Annotated in this window: 16 protein-coding genes; 2 read left to right on the top strand and 14 right to left on the bottom strand. The window is 59.1% G+C overall.

Annotated features, from left to right (window positions below; all coding sequences use genetic code 11):
* Positions 1 to 22: 22 nt before the first annotated feature.
* Positions 23 to 778 (bottom strand): TonB-dependent receptor domain-containing protein, encoded by a 756-nt coding sequence (locus tag ABQ278_RS17950; RefSeq protein WP_349322399.1) that lies wholly within the window; start codon positions 776 to 778, stop codon positions 23 to 25.
* Complete coding sequence (locus ABQ278_RS17945) at positions 675 to 2,264, bottom strand: TonB-dependent receptor (protein ID WP_349322398.1); 1,590 nt, start codon at positions 2,262 to 2,264, stop codon at positions 675 to 677. The genes ABQ278_RS17950 and ABQ278_RS17945 overlap by 104 nt, the downstream gene beginning before the upstream one ends.
* Positions 2,265 to 2,649: 385 nt before the next feature.
* Here ABQ278_RS17945 and ABQ278_RS17940 point away from each other — a divergent pair, with 385 nt between their 5' ends.
* Positions 2,650 to 4,149: an amino acid permease gene (locus tag ABQ278_RS17940; protein WP_349322397.1), complete on the top strand. Its 1,500-nt coding sequence runs from the start codon at positions 2,650 to 2,652 to the stop codon at positions 4,147 to 4,149.
* 1 nt (position 4,150) lies between these two features.
* The gene (locus ABQ278_RS17935; protein ID WP_349322396.1) at positions 4,151 to 4,768 is read left to right on the top strand and encodes an FMN-binding negative transcriptional regulator; all 618 of its coding nucleotides are present in this window, start codon (positions 4,151 to 4,153) and stop codon (positions 4,766 to 4,768) included.
* Here the strand turns inward: ABQ278_RS17935 and ABQ278_RS17930 are convergent, their stop codons facing one another.
* The 12 genes from ABQ278_RS17930 to ABQ278_RS17875 form a co-directional block, all read right to left on the bottom strand.
* Positions 4,769 to 5,575: a helix-turn-helix transcriptional regulator gene (locus ABQ278_RS17930; RefSeq protein WP_349322395.1), complete on the bottom strand. Its 807-nt coding sequence runs from the start codon at positions 5,573 to 5,575 to the stop codon at positions 4,769 to 4,771.
* Between the two features lie 323 nt (positions 5,576 to 5,898).
* A complete protein-coding gene (locus tag ABQ278_RS17925; RefSeq protein ID WP_349322394.1) occupies positions 5,899 to 6,525 on the bottom strand; it encodes an aspartate/glutamate racemase family protein in 627 nt (208 codons plus the stop codon).
* Between the two features lie 47 nt (positions 6,526 to 6,572).
* The gene (locus ABQ278_RS17920) at positions 6,573 to 7,481 is read right to left on the bottom strand and encodes a 3-hydroxyacyl-CoA dehydrogenase NAD-binding domain-containing protein (protein ID WP_349322393.1); all 909 of its coding nucleotides are present in this window, start codon (positions 7,479 to 7,481) and stop codon (positions 6,573 to 6,575) included.
* On the bottom strand, positions 7,478 to 8,731 hold the full coding sequence (gene gabT, locus ABQ278_RS17915) for a 4-aminobutyrate--2-oxoglutarate transaminase (protein ID WP_349322392.1): 1,254 nt from the start codon (positions 8,729 to 8,731) through the stop codon (positions 7,478 to 7,480). The genes ABQ278_RS17920 and gabT overlap by 4 nt, the downstream gene beginning before the upstream one ends.
* A gap of 15 nt (positions 8,732 to 8,746) precedes the next feature.
* Positions 8,747 to 9,118, bottom strand: a complete 372-nt coding sequence (locus ABQ278_RS17910; RefSeq protein ID WP_349322391.1) for a RidA family protein — start codon at positions 9,116 to 9,118, stop codon at positions 8,747 to 8,749.
* A 25-nt stretch (positions 9,119 to 9,143) separates the two neighbouring features.
* Positions 9,144 to 10,619, bottom strand: coding sequence for an NAD-dependent succinate-semialdehyde dehydrogenase (locus tag ABQ278_RS17905; protein WP_349322390.1), 1,476 nt, complete (start codon positions 10,617 to 10,619; stop codon positions 9,144 to 9,146).
* A gap of 1 nt (position 10,620) precedes the next feature.
* Positions 10,621 to 12,009 (bottom strand): aspartate aminotransferase family protein, encoded by a 1,389-nt coding sequence (locus tag ABQ278_RS17900; protein ID WP_349322389.1) that lies wholly within the window; start codon positions 12,007 to 12,009, stop codon positions 10,621 to 10,623.
* Entirely contained in the window at positions 12,009 to 12,503 is a 495-nt protein-coding gene (locus tag ABQ278_RS17895; RefSeq protein WP_349322388.1) for a serine hydrolase, read from the bottom strand. The genes ABQ278_RS17900 and ABQ278_RS17895 overlap by 1 nt, the downstream gene beginning before the upstream one ends.
* The gene (locus ABQ278_RS17890) at positions 12,394 to 13,200 is read right to left on the bottom strand and encodes a serine hydrolase domain-containing protein (RefSeq protein ID WP_349322387.1); all 807 of its coding nucleotides are present in this window, start codon (positions 13,198 to 13,200) and stop codon (positions 12,394 to 12,396) included. The genes ABQ278_RS17895 and ABQ278_RS17890 overlap by 110 nt, the downstream gene beginning before the upstream one ends.
* A 155-nt stretch (positions 13,201 to 13,355) precedes the next feature.
* The gene (locus ABQ278_RS17885; RefSeq protein ID WP_349322386.1) at positions 13,356 to 14,345 is read right to left on the bottom strand and encodes a LysR substrate-binding domain-containing protein; all 990 of its coding nucleotides are present in this window, start codon (positions 14,343 to 14,345) and stop codon (positions 13,356 to 13,358) included.
* Between the two features lie 11 nt (positions 14,346 to 14,356).
* Positions 14,357 to 15,694 (bottom strand): peptide MFS transporter, encoded by a 1,338-nt coding sequence (locus tag ABQ278_RS17880; RefSeq protein ID WP_349322385.1) that lies wholly within the window; start codon positions 15,692 to 15,694, stop codon positions 14,357 to 14,359.
* Positions 15,695 to 15,756: 62 nt separating this feature from the next.
* Complete coding sequence (locus tag ABQ278_RS17875; RefSeq protein WP_349322384.1) at positions 15,757 to 17,919, bottom strand: TonB-dependent receptor; 2,163 nt, start codon at positions 17,917 to 17,919, stop codon at positions 15,757 to 15,759.
* Positions 17,920 to 17,944 lie beyond the last annotated feature (25 nt).

Raw genomic sequence — 17,944 nt, 5'->3', positions numbered from 1 at the left:
GCGCTCCTGCTCATATCCGCTTTTACATACCCCAGCTCAGGCGGACACCATAGGTGCGTGGACGGATAATGCCCTGCCCCGTGCCGTTAACCTCACCGACCTGACGGGTGACCCCGCGCTCGTCGGCAATATTGTCGGCATAGACGCTGACGGTTGTTTCACCCATATCAAGCTTCAGGCGGGCATTGATCAGGTTGTAGTCGCCCTGATAGTTCGGCGCGCCCAGAGCGGCCGAGCTGAGATCGCTGATCCCGCGCGACAGGTAGCTATGGGTCAGACTGAAGACAGGGCTGTACGGCGCGCTGAAACGGTAGGTCAGGCTGCTGGAGGCCGACCACTTGGACGAACCCGGTAGTTGCGTGCCCGATTTGGCGGTGCCGTAGTAGAGGATGAACATATCCTCGGTCAGTTGCGCATCCGTGTAGGTGATGCTGGTCGACAGGTCGAGCTTGTCGGTGGCGTGCCAGGTGGCGGCCACTTCCACGCCCTGGCTCTTCGCCTTGCCGCCATTGGCCGCGTAGTTGAAGAAGTCCGGTGTTTGCAAACGAAGCTGGATATCGCTCCAGTCGACATAGAACAGGGTGGCGTCAAGCAGCACGCTGTTGCCGAACAGGTTCGAGCGCACACCGGCTTCGTAGTTGATCAGTTCATCGCTCGTCGATCCGGAAGGGATGTCATAGGTGCTGAGACCCGGCACGTTCGGCGTACCGAAACGAAAGCCCTTGGAAACCAGGCCGTATACCATCAGATCCGGCGACGCCTTGTAGGTCAGGGCCACCTTCGGCGAGAATCCCGAAGTCCTTGCTCTTGGAACTGGAAAACAGCGGCGTATTGATGTGCGTCGTCGTATTATAGGTCGAGAAGCCATCCTGCAGGGTGCCGGAATAAACCTCAGTCTCGAACAGACGCCCGCCGACGGTTACCTTCCATTGCGGCGTGAAGTTGTAGGATAGTTCACCGAAGACAGCCTGCTCTGTGCCCTTGACCTTGGTGTAGTAGCCGTTGAACACCTCGCCATCCGGTGCGATGACCGCGCCGGCGTTCGGATCATTGGCCCAGGCAGAGGTGTTGAACTCCGCGGCAGCACCTTCGGCGCCGATCACTTCGTAAAGATACTTGTCCGACTTGTAGTACATGGCCCCGGCCACCCACTCGAACTTGTCCCCCTTGGGCGAGGCCAAACGGGCTTCAAAGGTGGTGTTCTCACTGTTGCCACCGGAATTGATATAGAGTGGCGCAGTCAGGTTGAGGTCGAGATCGGCATTGTAATAGATTTCGATCGGCGTGTAATCGATGGTCCAGGCCTGCGACTTCTTGCCATAGGAGGCAATGCCGGTGAAATTGGCCCAGCCGAAATCATGATCGACGCGCAGAGAGTGCAGTTCGACCTCGGTTTTGACCGGCTCAAGCTGCGAGGTCGAGCGTTTCAGGTCGCCGAGGGAAGGAATCTGGTAGCTGGAATCAGCGACGTCGGTCTGCTGGTACATACTGAGCCAGGTCAGCCTGGTGTCGGCCGTGGGTGTATAGACGAAGGACAAGCGGCCGCCCGAGGTCTTAACCTCGTTGGCGCCATCGACGCCCACGCCGATATTGTCAAGATAACCAGCCTCCTGGCTGGCATAACCGACAACGCGCACGGCCAGCTTATCCTCGATCAGCGGCACGTTGAACATGGCTTTCAAGCCTGTCGAGGTGTCGGCGTTCTTCGTTGACGAGACATCGGCCTGAAGCTTGTACTCAAAACGGCTTGTGTCGGCGACGTTCGAGACGTAATTGATCGCGCCGCCCATTGAGGCCGCACCAAACAGGGTGCCTTGCGGGCCGCGCAGCACTTCGACACGGTTGACGTCAAAGGTGTCAATATCCGGCACGACAATGGTCCAGCCCGGCTCGGTCAGCGGCACATCATTGAGATAGTAACCGGTCGTGCCCTGCCCTTGCGCATTGCCCGATGATGTGGCGATACCGCGCAGGGTCACATGCGAGACGCCCGGCATGTAATTGTTGAACACGGCGCCCGGCACCCGCTGGATATAGTCGGCATAGGAATCAGCACCGAGATCTTCCAGCGCCTTGCCGGTCATAGCTGAGACCGAACCAGAGACGCTGCGCACCTTTTCAGAACGCTTGGTGACCGTAACGACGACGTCTTCACTGGAGGCGGCGGGCGCGGCGTCTTGTGCGAATGCCGGTAAAGCCATCGCAGACATAACGATGGCCAAAAGGCAGGTTTTACGCAGTAAGGCAGTTTTGAAATTGGTCATGTGTCTTTATCCCCTTGAAAAACGGCTCATGGCTTCGCTCCCGGAAGACCTGTCAATTCTGCGATTGACTGTCAGCCAACTTATGACGGAAATGCGACATGGCCAGTTGAGTGGAGGACATTAACTCAAGCAAATGGGCCAAACGACCGATGGATTGACAGCGTCACCTACGCGCAACACTGACGCCGAAGCATCATGATATAGAGCAAGACCCATAGACACGTGCGCCCTAGCTGATCCACGACCGCTTATACACTCACAAGCTGGGATGCACGCCTCGTTGCGCTTCGCCGCGTCATTGGCCTGAAACAGAGCCTTTTTGGTCTGTCCGATAGAGTGGCCTGCCGGAAACTGTGGTTTGGTGATGGTTTAGCCAACGGGGACCATGAGTGTGACGGGCAAGGCATTTTCACGTAAATCCATTGAAGGGCTAAAGGCTGAAACGCACGGGCTGCACCGTGCCCTTAGTTGGCCACACCTCATCTTACTTGGCATCGGCTGCATTGTCGGCGCCGGCGTCTATGTCATGACAGGCACGGCAGCCGCGCACTACGCCGGTCCCGCCGTCATCATCTCCTTCCTACTGGCCGCGGCGGCCTGCGCCTTTACCGGCCTCTGCTACGCGGAACTGTCCTCGACCATGCCAGTGTCAGGATCCAGTTACACCTATGCCTATGCCTCTTTGGGCGAAGTCGTTGCCTGGGGCACAGGTTGGCTCCTCATGCTGGAATACGGATTGGCTGGATCTGCCCTAGCCGTGGGCCTATCGAGTTACCTGGTTAATGTCCTGGGAGATTTCAATATTATTATACCACAGGCGTTCTCGACGCCAATGATCACATCGACCCTGGTAGATGGCTACACTCAGTTTGCCCTAACCGGGGGCGTGAACCTGGTGGCCGCCACTGCTTTACTTTTGGCGGCCCTGGTCCTCAGTCTGGGCGTCTCCAAATCAACCTTTGTCACCTCGCTTCTCGTCATCATCAAGGTCTTTATCCTTGTCGCTTTCGTGGCCGTCGGATGGGGAAAGATCGACACTCAGAACTGGCAACCGTTCATCCCCGCCAATGAAGGCGGATTTGCCTTCGGCTGGCCTGGAATCTTCCGCGCATCATCAGTGCTGTTTTTCGCCTATCTTGGCTTTGAGACCGTCTCAACAGCTGCGCTTGAAACCCGCAATCCGCAGAAGGATATGCCCAAGGGCATTCTTGGTTCGCTGGTGATCTGCACCCTGCTCTACATTGCCGTTGCCGCCACACTGACTGGGCTTGTGTCCTACAAGGACCTGAACGTCGCTGACCCTATAGCTGTTGCCGTAGACCGTATGAACACACCCCAGTTCGCCATGCTGATAAAAATAGGCGCCATTACCGGTTTAGCTTCCGTACTTTTGGTCAATGGCTATGGCCATTCCCGGATCTGCTACACCATGGCCCGTGACGGCCTGATTCCCCCCATTTTTTCCAAGCTGCACTCGACTTTCAAAACACCAGCCAATGCCACAATCATCGTGTGCCTGATCTCAGCCGTCATTGCCGCCTTCCTGCCCATATCCGTGCTGGGCGACATGGTCAGCTTCGGGACGGCGCTTGCCTTCTCTGTCGTCGGCTTCAGTCTCATATGGCTGCGTAACACGCATCCGGACTTGCCTCGCCCCTTCAAGGTGCCGCTCGGTGGCTTTAGGGCGGGCAAAATTTGGATCGGATACGTCCCTCTGATGGCGATCATCTTGTGCTTGGGCATGGTGGTGCCGGTCGCCATAGATATCGTGGCCCAGGCCCTGCGTGGCGACATCCTGCCCGCCTGCTTCGTCATCGCCTATGTCATACTCGGTGCGTTGATTTACATGTTCTACGGCCATCGTCATGCCAAACGGGAGGTCTGATATGGATCCCAAACCCGCCAAATACGTACCGAAATCACCTTCTGATCTGCTCGATCTGATCAAAGCTTACCCGTTTGCCTGGATCATCTCGACCGGTGGCACCTTCAATGCGACGCCCCTGCCCATTCGCCCGATTGTCGAAGGTGGCCACCTGGTGGCCATGCTTGGGCATTTTGGACGCAACAACCCGCAAGTCGAGCGCCTGCGCACCGATCCTTTCGCACACCTGCTCATCCTTGGTCCGCACGGCTATATCTCGCCGTCATGGCTTAGCGACAAAACGCAAGCACCAACCTGGAACTACGCCAGCGCGACTTTTGCCTGCCGGATTTCACTTCTCGAAACGGCGGCAGAGATCGGGGTCCTCCTCCGTGATCTGATCGACACCCATGAAGAGGGCCGGCCGAACCATTGGTCGCTTGATGATATGGGCGCGCGCGCAGAACGACTCGCCCGCGGAGTTGTCGGCTTCCGTGCTGACATCGTCGAGCAACAAATCGCTTTCAAGTTGGGCCAGGATGAGCAAGACCTTGAGTTCAGCGAAATTCTCACGGCGCTTGAGACCCACGGGCCGGCTGACCTCGCTACCTATATGCGCTGGCAGAACCCCAACCGGTAGTTACTCTGCGGTCCTCGCTTTACCCGCCTGTTCAAAGTACTGGCTGGGCGACGTTCCGAACGCGCGTTGAAACATGGTACCGAAAGCGCTGGGACTATTATAGCCCACCTCGTAGGCCACGGTCGTCACCGGCTTGCCCATGGCGAGCATCGAAACGGCCTCTGCCAGACGCGCCTGCTGGCGCCACTCCGCGAAGGTGATGCCCGTTTCGCGCCGAAAGGCTCGGGTCAGGGTTCGGCGCCCCATACACGCCACCTCGGACCAATGGTCGAGATCATCTTCACTGGCGGGATCGGTCATGATCGCGCGGCAAATCCGGATCAGCCGTGGATCCGCCGGCATTGGAAGGTTAAGCGGTGTTTCCCGATGGCTAACAGCCTCCGCGATCTCATCGAGAATGAGCGCCATGATTCTTGCTTCGCGACCGTCGAGATTATACTCCACTGGCAAGCTGCCCGCCTCGATAATCAGCTCTCTTAGGAGGCCCGATATTTTGACACTCATGCAGTGCTTTGGCATGCGTGTATCGGCTTCCGGCTCGACGTAGAGCGTCTTCAAAGACACACTGCCCCGGCACTGCGCTTCGTGACGTATACCGGCCGGAATCCATACTCCGCGCTGAGGTGGAATGGTGAAGCTCGCCTGATCCGTGATGACCGACATGACGCCAGATGTTGCGTAGACGAGTTGCGCCCGCTCGTGCCTATGGGGTGGATCAATGAACCCTGCCGGGTATTCATCCACTAGCACACCAATCGGTCGATTGACGCGCTGGTAGTCCGTTCCTCGGGTGCTACGAATGTCCATTGGCCCACAATAGAGGATTGGCGCAAAATCCCCTATAGCGTGACAGACACAGTTTCGAAGTTATGCGCGTACGACCGCCATAATTCGCCGTCCCCCGAAAGCGAATGACCCGGTTTTCGAAAGCTCGCTATTCGATTTTGGGCAGAACTGGGCGCCAAGCTGTTAACACTGGCGCTTGATGTGCATTTCGACATTCTCGACCCTCCCAAGAACGGCGTCACCAACATGACGCACAACAAGATCTCCGGGGAGTAAATTTCAGTGCGCAGGGCGTGACGTTTTGCGTCGGGGTATTGATCAACCCAACTGCCGCCTAATCCCCTTTAGACGTCGATCTTACCCTTCATCGCCAACGCAGCGCTTTCAGGTGTGGTGATGACGTGGCGTCCCGTAGCACGTTCGACAGCCTGACGTGCACGCGCGAGTGAAAATTGCCCCAGCACGATGACCTCAACATCGCCCAGCTTCGCCGCGCGATCAGCAACCAGTTGATCATGACGATCACCATCGCCACGTTTGAGCGCCGCAAGCGCACCTTCGGCAAGTACGGCCTGGATTTCGATTGCCTTGCCGCGGGCAGCGGCCATGACGCTCAACTCCTGCTTCAAAGCGCTCAGAGACGGTTCAAAAGTCACGACGAGGCCTATGCGACTGGCCACCCCCAGGGCTGTTTCAAAAGCCGCTTCATTTGGCCGCAATATCGGAACCGGATGACGCGCCTTGACCGCCTCGATGGCCTGCCCAAAGGCAGAGCAGGTAAACAGAATGCCCTGGGTGCGACCGCCCTTTCCTTCGCTGGCCAAGGCATATTCGGCCAAGGTCTGGAAGCGTGCCATCATGGCGTCATCCAGGCTTCCGCTGTTTGCCAGGTCCGTAGCCAGAGATGTATCAAGCACATCGAAGGCATAAGCTTCCGGCCAAAGTTTCGAGAAAGCCTCGCGGATTGGCATGACAAACTCTTCAAGTGCGTGAATCAAGGCAATACGAACTGGTTCTGTCATTGCGTTTTGGCCCGCAGCGCGCGGATCAGAGCGTCATCACGTTCAAGGGCCAGGCTTGCTATGGACCGTCCTGCGGCCTCGACGGCGACACCGTCAATGAGTTTTTCGCAGACCTCCGGCGTCAATTTTGGTGAACCCAGCGTCTGCCACCGGCGCTCCTGGCTCGGACCGAGATGCTTCAGGTAGGCTGCCATGCCACCTTCCCCGCCGCCGAGATGATAGGCCATATGAGCGCCCATCACCGACCAGCGCAAGCCTGGTCCATGTACTAAAGCGGCATCCACCGCGCTGACGTCTGCAATGTCCTCGGCAACGATGTTGACCGCCTCTCGCCACAAAGCAGAGGCCAGCCGATTGGCGATGTGGCCGACAGCGTCACGGTGTAACACGACTGGTCTGCGATCTAGCCCCGCGTAAAAAGCAACACTGCGGGCACGCATATCATCTTGCGCAGCATAGATTTCGACCAGACGCATCAGGTGCGGCGGATTAAACGGATGGGCCGTGATCAGGCGATGGGGATGGCGCATGCCGATGGACAATTCCGACCAGGTCAGCGACGACGTGCTGCTGGCGACAATAACCCTATCGCTCACGTAAGTCTCGATCTGTGCATAGAGCTCCTGCTTGAGTCCCAGCTGTTCGGGCGCATTCTCCTGGACCCATGTTACGTTGGCCAACGCCTCTTCCAGAGTGGCCGCAAGTGTCAGGTTGCCGGTGGCGGGGCGCGCGCCCGGCATCACCTGCCAGACCTGCTTTCTCGCCTTGTCTACACGCGTCTCGAAATCGGCCGTCATGCGTGGAGACGGGTCCCATGCGGTCACGTCATGGCCAAAGGCAGTCATCAGGGCGGCCCAGCTATCACCAATCAAGCCGCAGCCGATAATGGCGATCCGTTCTTTCATTTGGCCAGCGCGCCTTCGAGTATGTCCAGCCCCTCGTCAATCAGGGTGTCCGATATGGTGAGCGCGGGCAAAAAGCGCAGGGCTTCTCCGAAAACGCCGCAAGAGATCTGGATCAGACCGCCCGCGAACGCCTTTCCGATAACGGCTTTTACAGCATCCGCATCTGGCAGGCTGAAGGCATTCATGGCGCCCAGACCGCGGACATTCGTCACCGGCAGCAGATCGTTGCGTTGCGACCACTGAACGAAACGATAGCGCATACGTTCCCCAATGGCCTGCGCGCGAGCCACAAGATTTTCGTCTTCGATGACATCGAGCACCGCCAGAGCCGCGGCACAACTCAAAGGCGCCCCACCGAACGTCGAACCCAGACCGCCGCCATCGATTACATCCATGATCTCCGCCCGGCCGACCACCCCCGAAATCGGGAAGCCGCCGCCGAGCGCCTTTGCCATTGTCACTAAATCAGGCTCGACACCGCTGTGCTGAATGGCAAACATCTTACCGGTACGCCCAAACCCGGTCTGAACCTCGTCGGCGATCAGCAGGATGCCGTGGGTATCGCAGACTTTACGCAAGGCCTGCAGCAACGCCGCTGGTGCGATATGAAAACCGCCCTCGCCTTGCACCGGCTCGATAATGATCGCCGCCACCTGGTCCGGATCGGCATCGGTACGCAGTATACTGTCAAGCATCTTGAGGCTGTCCTCGACGCTTACGCCATAGGACTCAACCGGGAACGGCACACGCCAAATCTCGCCCGGCAGCGTGCCGAACAGTTTTTTGTAAGGCGCCACCTTACCGGTCAAGGCGGTGGTCATGAGGGTGCGGCCGTGAAAAGCGCCTGAGAAGGCGATGATGCCCGTACGCCCCGTCGCGGCGCGCGCGATTTTCACTGCGTTTTCGACGGCTTCGGCACCTGTATTGAAAAAGATGGTCTTGGCGGAAGAACTGATGGGCGCGAGGGCATTCAGGCGTTCGGCCAGGGTGATATAGCCTTCATAGGGCATGACCTGGAAAGCCGTGTGACTGAAGGTCTTCAACTGCGCTTCGACGGCCGCGACCACCTTCGGATGGCGATGGCCCGTGTTGCAAACGGCAATACCGGCAGCGAAGTCGATATAACGGCGGCCTTCGATATCCCATATTTCGGCATTTTCAGCGCGCGCGGCGAAAACCTGCAAACCGTTGACCACGCCTTTTGGAATGGCGGCGACCCGGCGGGCATAAAGTTCGGCATTGGTGGACATGAAAACTTCCTTTTCTTAAGCGGCTGCGACGGATTCGATTTCGATGCACCAGCGCGCGTCGTAAAGACCCGCCAGCACGACGGTGAAGGCGGGTTCGGCACGCAGGCCCAGCACCTCGTTGCGCACGGCCACCATTTCGGGAATGTACTGTCGGTCTGTCAGATAGACGCGCACACTGACCAGGTTCTCCAGCTGGAGTCCGGCGGTCTCCAGTTGATGGACGACATTGCCCCACGCCAGCCGGCACTGATCGCTGATGTCGGCCGGGATGACGCCATCCTTGTCTTGTGGCACCTGTCCGGCGATAAACACGAGGCGTTCCGCCTGATCGACGGCGCAGGCCTGAGCCCACCCCGTCCCGCTGGGATTGATCGGAGTTTTTTTCATTTTCAAGTGTCCGTGGGTAAGAGAATTAAATGCCGCCGAGCGCCAGGTATTTGATCTCGACAAAATCTTCGAGGCCGTACTTGGAACCCTCGCGCCCCAGGCCCAATTCCTTCATGCCACCGAAGGGCGTGGCCGGGTTGGACGTCAGGACTTCATTGGCGCCGAGCAGACCATAGTCCAGCGCCTCGCCGACGCGGAAAACGCGACCGATGTCACGGGTCCAGTAGTAGGCCGCCAGGCCATAAGGCGTATCATTGGCTAGGGCGATGACTTCGGCTTCGGTCTCAAAGGGAAAGAGCGCCGCCACCGGCCCGAAGATTTCAGTGTGGGCGATGTCCATGTCATGGGTGGCGCCGGTCAGCAGGGTCGGGGTGAAATACTGGCCGCCGCGTTCGTGCAAGCCCCCGCCAAGGGCCAGATAGGCGCCCTTCTCGACCGCGTCCTTCACCAGCCCTTCGACCTTTTCGACGGCCGCCGGGTTGATCAGAGGCCCAATGCGCGTTCCGGCCTGCAGCCCCGGTCCGACCTGAAGCCCGGCAATGGCAGCTTTCAGGCGCGCCGCAAACTCCGCCATGACACCCGACTGGACGTAGATGCGGTTGGTGGCGACGCAGGCCTGACCGGCATTGCGAAACTTCGTGATGATGGCGCCGGCCACAGCCGCATCAAGATCGGCATCATCAAACACGATGAAGGGTGAGTTACCGCCTAGTTCGAGCGACAGCTTCTTTACCGTGCCCGCGCATTGCTGCATCAGGAGCTTGCCGACACGGGTCGAGCCGGTGAAGGATATCTTGCGCACATCTGGATGTGTGGTCAGCACACCCGCCACGGCTTCGGCACGCCTGGCGGTAATGACCGTCATGACGCCCCGCGGAAAACCCGCGGCGTCGGCCAGCATCTGCAAGGCCAGGGCTGACAACGGCGTATCCTCAGCTGGCTTGATAATGATGGTGCAGCCGGCCGCCAGGGCTGGCGATACCTTGCGGGTAATCATCGAGCTGGGGAAATTCCACGGCGTGATGGCGCCCACCACGCCGATCGGCTGTTTGAGCACAAGGCAGCGCTTGTCGGCGGCGTGGCTGGGTATGATGTCGCCATACAGGCGTTTACCCTCCTCGGCGAACCATTCGATGAACTGCGCACCGAAGACGATCTCACCCAGAGCCTCTGCCAGCGGCTTTCCCTGTTCCAGGGTAAGAAGTTCGGCCAGGGCATCCTTATTTTGCAGAATGAGCTCGTACCAACGACGCAGGGTGTCGGCGCGAGTTCGCGCCGGCAGTGCAGACCAGTCGACAAAGGCCGCCTTTGCTGCGCCCACCGCCGCTTCTGTTTCCGCCGCGCCCATATCGGGTACGTCGGCGATATGACGTCCATCGGCCGGATTGGTCACCGCGAAGGTGCCCGACGAGCGGTTACGGAGGCCTAAATCTTCGGCGAATGCTTTCGTCTCGAACAGCAGTTTGACGCCGGCAGAGGAGAGATTATGAACATCAGGCATATCAGATATATCCAAGTTTTCGCGCCGTCGCATCCAGAGCGCGGGCGAGAATGGCGACCATTTCATCGACTTCGGCATGGCTGATTGTCAGCGGCGGACTCATCACCATGGATTGCCCGACAGCGCGGGCGATCAACCGGTTTTCGTAGCAAACCTCGCGGCAGAAGATGGCAGCGTTGTCCTGCGGCGTGCAGATCTCGCGGGTGTCTTTGTTGCGCACCAGTTGCAGGGCGGCCATCAGACCGACGCCGCGCCGTTCACCGACCAGCGGATGACGTTGCGCCAGGTCTTCCAGTCTGGACTGGAAATAGGGTCCGATATCATCACGGACACGCTCGACCAAACCTTCGCGTTTGATGACAGCGATGTTGGCCAGGGCGACGGCACAGGCAACCGGATGCCCGGAATAGGTATAGCCGTGCGGCCATAGCCCGCCACGCTCGATAACATCGAAGATGCGATCATGGACACCGACCGCCGCAACGGGGATGTAACCCGACGACAGTCCCTTGGCCATCGGCATAAGATCCGGCGCGATGTCGAAGGTATTTGATCCGAACCACGAACCGGTACGTCCAAATCCGCAAATAACCTCGTCGGCGATTAACAGTACGTCGTACTTTTTGCAGATGCGCTGAATTTCCGGCCAGTAGGTGTCGGGCGGAACGATCACGCCGCCCGCGCCTTGTACGGGTTCGCCGATAAAGGCGGCCACGGTGTCAGACCCCAGTTCAAGAATGCGGGCCTCCAGTGCCTGGGCGGCTTTAAGGCCATATTGCGCCGGGGTCAGGTCTGCGCCATTTACATACCAGTGCGGGTGCTCGATATGGGTGATCTCTGGCATCACACCGCCATCATTGGCGTGCATGGCCGGCATACCACCGAGACTTGAGGTCGCCACGGTAGATCCATGATAGGCCAGGGTGCGGCTGATGATCTTTCGTTTCTGCGCCTGGCCCTTTAATTGCCAGTAATAGCGCGCCAGGCGGATGATGACCTCGTTGGCCTCCGATCCGGAATTGGCGAACGTGAAGTGGTTGATCCCGTGAGGCGTCAGTTCGGCAAGCGTCTCGGCCAGTTCGATCATGGCCGGCGTGGCGCTTTGGAAATGGTTGTTATAATAGGGCAAGGCCGTCATCTGAGCGTGGGCGGCATCGGCCAGTTCGACGCGGCCATAGCCGATATTGACGCACCACAGGCCCGCCATGCCATCGAGGATATGGCGGCCATCGCTGTCGATGACGTGGCACCCCTCACCGGCCGTGATGATGCGTGAGCCTTTGTCGCGGATGACCGCTGGATCGGTGAAGGAGTGCAGGTGATGCGCTTGATCAGCGGCCTGCCAGGCGGCGGTGCTGCGCACCGGGTCATTTTGGGGCCAGGTATCCATTAGCGCAGCGCCTCCACCGTGGAATTGAAGAAATCATTATCGAGAATGGCCTCGGCGCCGCGCGGCTTGGCACGGGAACTAAGGACGGCGATCAGCACGTCCTGCGCCGGATTGAGATACATGTATTGGCCGAAGATACCGCGCGCGGCATAAGCGCCGTCAGCCAGCGAACCACTCCGATCCGGCACGGTCCACCACATGTAACCGTAATCGAGCCTCGCGCCGCCGACCGTGCGTGATACGCCGGCCTCCGCCATCCAGTTGCCCGGCAGGACCAACTCGCCGTCGATGACGCCGCCCTTCATAATAAAGCGGCCGAACCGCGCATAGTCTCGCAACGGCGCGCACAACCCGGAGCCGGCGACTTCAAGACCACCCGGCGCTTCAAGCCACCAGTAGGCGTCCGCCTCCATGCCCAGTCGTGACCAGATACGCGCGGACAGATAATCCGACAGCCACTTGCCCGTTGCCGCCTTGACGAGCGCGCCGACCACATAGAGTCTCGCCGGTCGAATAGTTCCAGACAGTGCCCGGTTCGGCGATGCGTGGCAGAGAAGCCATGAAGCGCATGATCTCACCGGGCTTTTGCGCCACCTGAAGCGCCAACATCCGGCGCCGTTCGGAGGCTGGATTGACCTGCGTGTCGTCCCATTTGATGCCGGACGTCATTTGCATCAACTGACGGATGGAGACGCCGTCATACCCCGACCCAATCAACTGGGGCAGGTATGCCGTGAGCGGCTCTTCGACGCTTTTGATATAACCATCACGGATAGCGCACCCAACAAGCGTGGTAGCGACCGACTTGGCCATCGACATCGACACCCAGTGCTCGGAGGGTGCATTGCCCAGCTCATAGCGCTCGTGCACAATCTCGCCGTTCTTCATGATCAGCAGACCTGCCACACGATTGCGCGAGACATAGTCGTAGAGATCGTAAATCTGGCCGTCAGCGTGAATCGGAAAATCATCGAGCGTTGTGCTGGCGTAGGCCAGCGGAGCCACCGGTCCACCGCGACGGATGATCCGCGTGGCGAAAGCGCGATGGGTATTTTTCAGGGTGTGCGCCTGGAAATCAGGCATGAGCTGGCCGGCATAGAGCTCGGTCATGTCGCCGACTTCGACGTCGGCAAAGCCCTCTTCAATCGGGGAGACCATCGCCGGCATTCCCGGCGCTTGTAAACTTGACAAAAGCGTTCCCCTTAATACAGCAAGATTGACGCTTAAGACCTACTCTTTTACCCCCTGCGGGCGAAGGTGCGAACCGTTGAGAAGGCGGTGCGCCCACAACACCACGACGGAAAATACGACTTAGAATGCAATAGCTTAAAGCAGAACAGGAACCTTTACGCCGCTGGCCGGCGGAAGGTCGCCAGTTCCTTGTTCAGTTCGTCCATAAGCCAGCGGCGGTAGCGGCGGATCATAGGCGTTTCCCACCGGTCGGCGCGGCCGATGATCAGATACTTGCCTTCTGTATAGGGCCGGAAGGCCGGATTGCCGCGACCGATCTCGACCAGTTGGCCCGATTTAAAGAAGGCTTGCCCGACCAGCGCATTGACCAATGCCACGCCGCGCCCGTGCAAAGCGGCATCGAGCGTCAGGTGGCCCTGCCACAGGCGTGGCCCGGTCAGGTCAAGCTCATCATAGACGCCATGCGCCGCCAGCCAGTGCGCCCAGCTGTCGAAATCCATTTCGTGTAGCATGCGTTGATGGATCAGGTCGCGCGGTGTCTCGATCGGCCCGGCCTGGGCAAGATAGTCCGGTGATGCCACAGCCATGACAGCCACACTGGCCACCTCCTGCGCTTTCATCTCCGCCGGCAGCTTGAGGGCCACGCGATAGGCCGGAACAAAGCGGATCTCGATATCGGCCTCGTTCAGCCCCGTCATGGCATTGCGATCCATGGAGCGCAGTTCAATATCGACATCGGGATGCAGCTTTTCGAACATGCCGACACGACGCGACATCCAGTGCAGCGCAAAGCCCGGTGAGCAGGCAATGTTGAGATGGTTGTGATAGCCGCGCCGCATCAGGTCGATCGTTGACGCCGCTATGGCGTCCATAGCGCTGGCGATGTCCTTGTGGTAGCGTCGGGCGTCTTCGGTAAGAACGACGCCGCGCGCCGTACGCTCGACCAGTTTCGCGCCGGTCCACTGCTCCAGGGTCTTGAGGTGGCGGCTAATCACCGCATGGTCGCGGCCGAGGCTTCGGGCCGCCTGGCGCACCCCCCCCAGGCGCGCGACAGCGTCGAAAGCGCGCAAGGCCTCGAACGGCGGAATGGTCTTGCGCGACGGCGGATTATAGGCGGCGGCGCGATCCTCTTCATGCGTATCCATCGGGTACTCCTTTATTGAGGCTTCGCCAGTAATATCCGACGCAGAGGCGCGTAAAGCACCAGCAGAATGAGGGCGCCGGCAAGCCCGATCCCGGCATGTAACAGCCAGAACAGCGGGGGATGCAAGGGTTCATAGAATCGCCCAAGCCAGCCGGAAAAGATGCCAGCGATGAACAGGCCGATATAGTAGCCGCCAACCATCATGGATTTGACCTGTACCGGTGCGCTGCGGGCGACAAGCGCCAGGGCCACGGGAGAACACAGGAGATACCCGGCACCAATGACGAAGTGGAAGAGCAAAGGCCAGATCACAGCGACCTTGCCCGCACCCGCCAGCCATTGGCCAACGGTCAACAAGACGCAGCCGCTGCCAAACAGGGCGCAGCCCATAGCGAGCTTGACGATGTCTGAAGGCTCCATGCCCCGTTTGGCCATGCCCTTCCACATTCCCATAACGACCGGCGTCAGGGCCAGCACCGCGAAGGCGTCTAACGACTGAAACCACGTGACAGGAATGCTGAGGCCAAGACCGATGCCGAGACTAACGTCGTCACGCAGCCACACCGGATAGGTGTTCCAGATCTGCGACTGCACCGTCCAGAACAATGAGGTGATCAGGATCAGGCCGCACAGGACGCCAATACGACCCCACTCTGCCCCTGTGAGGCACACCTTTTGCGCTTTGGTTGCTTTCAGGGGTTCCTTGAAGTGCTTCAAGCCGCGCAGATATACGGCAATACCCACCAGCATGCCAAGGCCGGCGGCACCAAAGCCATAGTGCCAGCCATACAGTTCCCCCAAGGTGCCGCAGACCAGCGGCGACAGAAAAGCGCCCACGACGACGGAGGTGACGTAGAGCGTGTACCCGTCATCGATCCGGCGATCGTCAGGCGCATAGAGCGCCGCCACCTGTGCTGCCAGATTGCCTTTCAGCAACCCTGCCCCGCATATAATGCACCCCAGCGCCGGCAAAAAGGCTGTCTCGAACACCATCAGGAAGTGTCCGGTCGCCAGTAACGCGGCGCCGGTGAGTACGGCGCGCGTCCGGCCAAGCCAGCGGTCTCCGACAAGACCGCCGATAACTGGGCCTAAATAGACGAGTGCGACGTAGATGCCGAATATCTGCGCCGCCAGAGCCTGAACGGACAGAGGACCGGTGACGCTTTCAACAAGGTTGCGAAACTGTGCGAAGCCCCAGACCTGATCCACCACGCCTGGCTTCAGCAGACGACCGGTCATGTAGAGCATCAACAACGCCTGCATCCCGTAGAAGGAAAACCGCTCCCACGCTTCCGTAAAGGCGATATAGGCCAGGCCTTTGGGGTGGCCCATAAAATCGTCTTTGCTCATCCGGTACTCCAGGAAAATAACATGGCCCGCTGCCATCATCTGGCAGCGGGCCGGCATGTCTATCAGAAATTACGCGACAGGCTGACACCCACGGTGCGTGGCTTGGTCCGCGACGACTGTTGCCAGGCGTCATAAGGATCGACCAAAAGGTTCTCGTTCGTCAGGTTGGTGACGTAGAGTTCCGCCGTGATCTCCGACCAAGTGACGCCTACGCGGGCATTGAGCAGGTTGATGCGGTCGGACGACTGGGTACGGGGGATAAGGATCGAGTTGTCGGTGGCGTAGGTCTTGTCGCGATAGACGTAATCGACATGGACGAAGCCCGGCACGTTGGTGGCCCAGTTGAAGCTGTAATCCGCCGCGATGGTGGAGGAGAACTTCGGTGCATAGTCAAGACCATCACCGACCTGGAAGTTGGTCGTCTCTCCAGCGCCGAGATTGAGCTTGGTGACTTCACCGTCGATATAGGCGGCATTGGCCGACAGGGTCAGGGCCGGAGTCACGCGCCAGTCGATTGTGCCTTCCAGTCCCTTAATTTCCATCTCACCGATGTTACGGGTATAGCTGACATAACCGGCCGGAAAGTTGAAGAACTGCCCGGTGCGCAAGGCATCGTCGTACTTGCTGTAATAGGCTGCGATATCGAAGCGTACCTTGCCGTCAGCCACAATCCCCTTGGTGCCCAGTTCGTAATTCATGAGCTTTTCTGGATCATAGGCTGGCAGGCCTGCGCTGTTGAAACCGCCCGAGCGGAAGCCTTTGGAGATATTGCCGTAGAGATTCCATTTCGGTGTCAGGGCGTAGGTTACATAGACGCGCGGATCGATCGAGTCGAACGTCGCTTTCTGCTCTGTGCCGGCCAGGTCCGTGGCGGTCTGATCATCCTTGAAGGACCGAATACCGGCGCCGATCAGGAGCTTGTCGGTGATCTTGTAGCCAATATCGGCAAAGGCCGAGATCGACCTGGACGTATCGTACTTGCGATAGGTGAAGGGATAGGTGCCGCCGGCATAGTAGGAAACGCCCTTATCATCGAGATTGCCCTGGGCATCCTTGTAAAAGGCCCCGATCGTATATTGCCACGGACCGCTGCCCTCAGAGGTCAGTCGGATTTCCTGCGTAAACTGCTGGGCGCGATCGCTGATGCCGTCGAAGCCTTCGTTCTGAATACCGGCGGATGTCGTCTTGGGTCCGGCGATGTAGGTTGTGGCATAGTTGCGGTCGAGTTCGACAAAGCTGGTTGAACTGGTCAGGCGGCCTATGCCGGTCTTGTAGTTGGCCGTGACGTTGAGGATTTGCGAGCGGTCATGGCGCGACGGCAAAAGGTCGTAATCCGGACTTACCGGAACGGGGCGGGTGCGGTCCGGGTTTTCGTAGTCGAGGCCGAACCGGCTCTTCATCGAATAGGTGGTGGCCGTAAACGTCATGTCGAAATCATCTGTCGGCTTCCACAACAGCTTGGCTCGCAGATTGTAGATGTCCTGGTTGTTACCGTCCTTGATACCGAGTCCGGGCTGGTCGATCCACCCCCCGCCGGATTCATAGGCGCCCGCCAGGCGCAGGCCCAGTGTGCCCTTGATGAGGGGCAGGCTGACCGCGCCGGACACCTTGGAATTGGTATCACCCTCGTCGATCGACGAGATATCGGCCCTGATGAAGCCGTCCACAGTATAGAGACTGGGATTGCGTGTAATAAAGCGCACCGTACCCGCCATGGCACCCTGGCCATAAAGCGTGCCCTGTGGTCCTTTCAGCACCTCAACACGGTCCAGATCAAGGGCACGCAGGTCGACCTGACGGAAGCCACCGGTCAGCGTCACCGGCGTATCGTCCATATAGGATGAGACCAGGGCGTCAGACCCGCGGATGTTGGTGGCGCCGCGCAGGAAGATCTGCGAAGAACCGGGACCGTCATACCGCAGGATCAAACCTGGCACCGAGAAGGACAGATCCTGAACCGTCTGGATATTGCGCTTTTCCAGGGTCTCGGCGCTGAGCACATTGACCGCGACCGGCACGTCGATCTGACGCTGGCGGCGCTTCTGTGACGTCACCACCACCTCGATGACGTCGTTCGTCTTGTCCGCCACGTGAGCAGCGGCTTCCTCGGTCTGGGCATGGGCCGTGACGGCGACGCTGCTGAGCAGCCCCCCCGCCACCATGACGGACAGAAGCGCGTGTACCGATACGCTCCCTTTCGTTGCTTTGAAAAATCTCGATGTCATTGTTGTTATCCCCTTCGTGTGTGTG

It is taken from the genome of Asticcacaulis sp. MM231 (assembly GCF_964186625.1).
GTDB lineage: Bacteria > Pseudomonadota > Alphaproteobacteria > Caulobacterales > Caulobacteraceae > Asticcacaulis.
The sequence above is the reverse complement of the archived record's forward strand: the minus strand, read 5'-3'. Positions and strand labels throughout refer to the sequence as shown.

Coding starts and splice junctions, on each gene's coding strand:
- ABQ278_RS17905 (WP_349322390.1), bottom strand. CDS start 10,619: ATGCCTGATGTTCATAATCTCTCCTCTGCCGGCGTCAAACTGCTGTTC.
- ABQ278_RS17885 (WP_349322386.1), bottom strand. CDS start 14,345: ATGGATACGCATGAAGAGGATCGCGCCGCCGCCTATAATCCGCCGTCG.
- ABQ278_RS17875 (WP_349322384.1), bottom strand. CDS start 17,919: ATGACATCGAGATTTTTCAAAGCAACGAAAGGGAGCGTATCGGTACAC.
- ABQ278_RS17935 (WP_349322396.1), top strand. CDS start 4,151: ATGGATCCCAAACCCGCCAAATACGTACCGAAATCACCTTCTGATCTG.
- ABQ278_RS17910 (WP_349322391.1), bottom strand. CDS start 9,118: ATGAAAAAAACTCCGATCAATCCCAGCGGGACGGGGTGGGCTCAGGCC.
- ABQ278_RS17940 (WP_349322397.1), top strand. CDS start 2,650: ATGAGTGTGACGGGCAAGGCATTTTCACGTAAATCCATTGAAGGGCTA.
- ABQ278_RS17880 (WP_349322385.1), bottom strand. CDS start 15,694: ATGAGCAAAGACGATTTTATGGGCCACCCCAAAGGCCTGGCCTATATC.
- ABQ278_RS17920 (WP_349322393.1), bottom strand. CDS start 7,481: ATGAAAGAACGGATCGCCATTATCGGCTGCGGCTTGATTGGTGATAGC.
- ABQ278_RS17930 (WP_349322395.1), bottom strand. CDS start 5,575: ATGGACATTCGTAGCACCCGAGGAACGGACTACCAGCGCGTCAATCGA.
- ABQ278_RS17945 (WP_349322398.1), bottom strand. CDS start 2,264: ATGACCAATTTCAAAACTGCCTTACTGCGTAAAACCTGCCTTTTGGCC.
- ABQ278_RS17900 (WP_349322389.1), bottom strand. CDS start 12,009: ATGGATACCTGGCCCCAAAATGACCCGGTGCGCAGCACCGCCGCCTGG.
- ABQ278_RS17925 (WP_349322394.1), bottom strand. CDS start 6,525: ATGCCAATCCGCGAGGCTTTCTCGAAACTTTGGCCGGAAGCTTATGCC.
- gabT (WP_349322392.1), bottom strand. CDS start 8,731: ATGTCCACCAATGCCGAACTTTATGCCCGCCGGGTCGCCGCCATTCCA.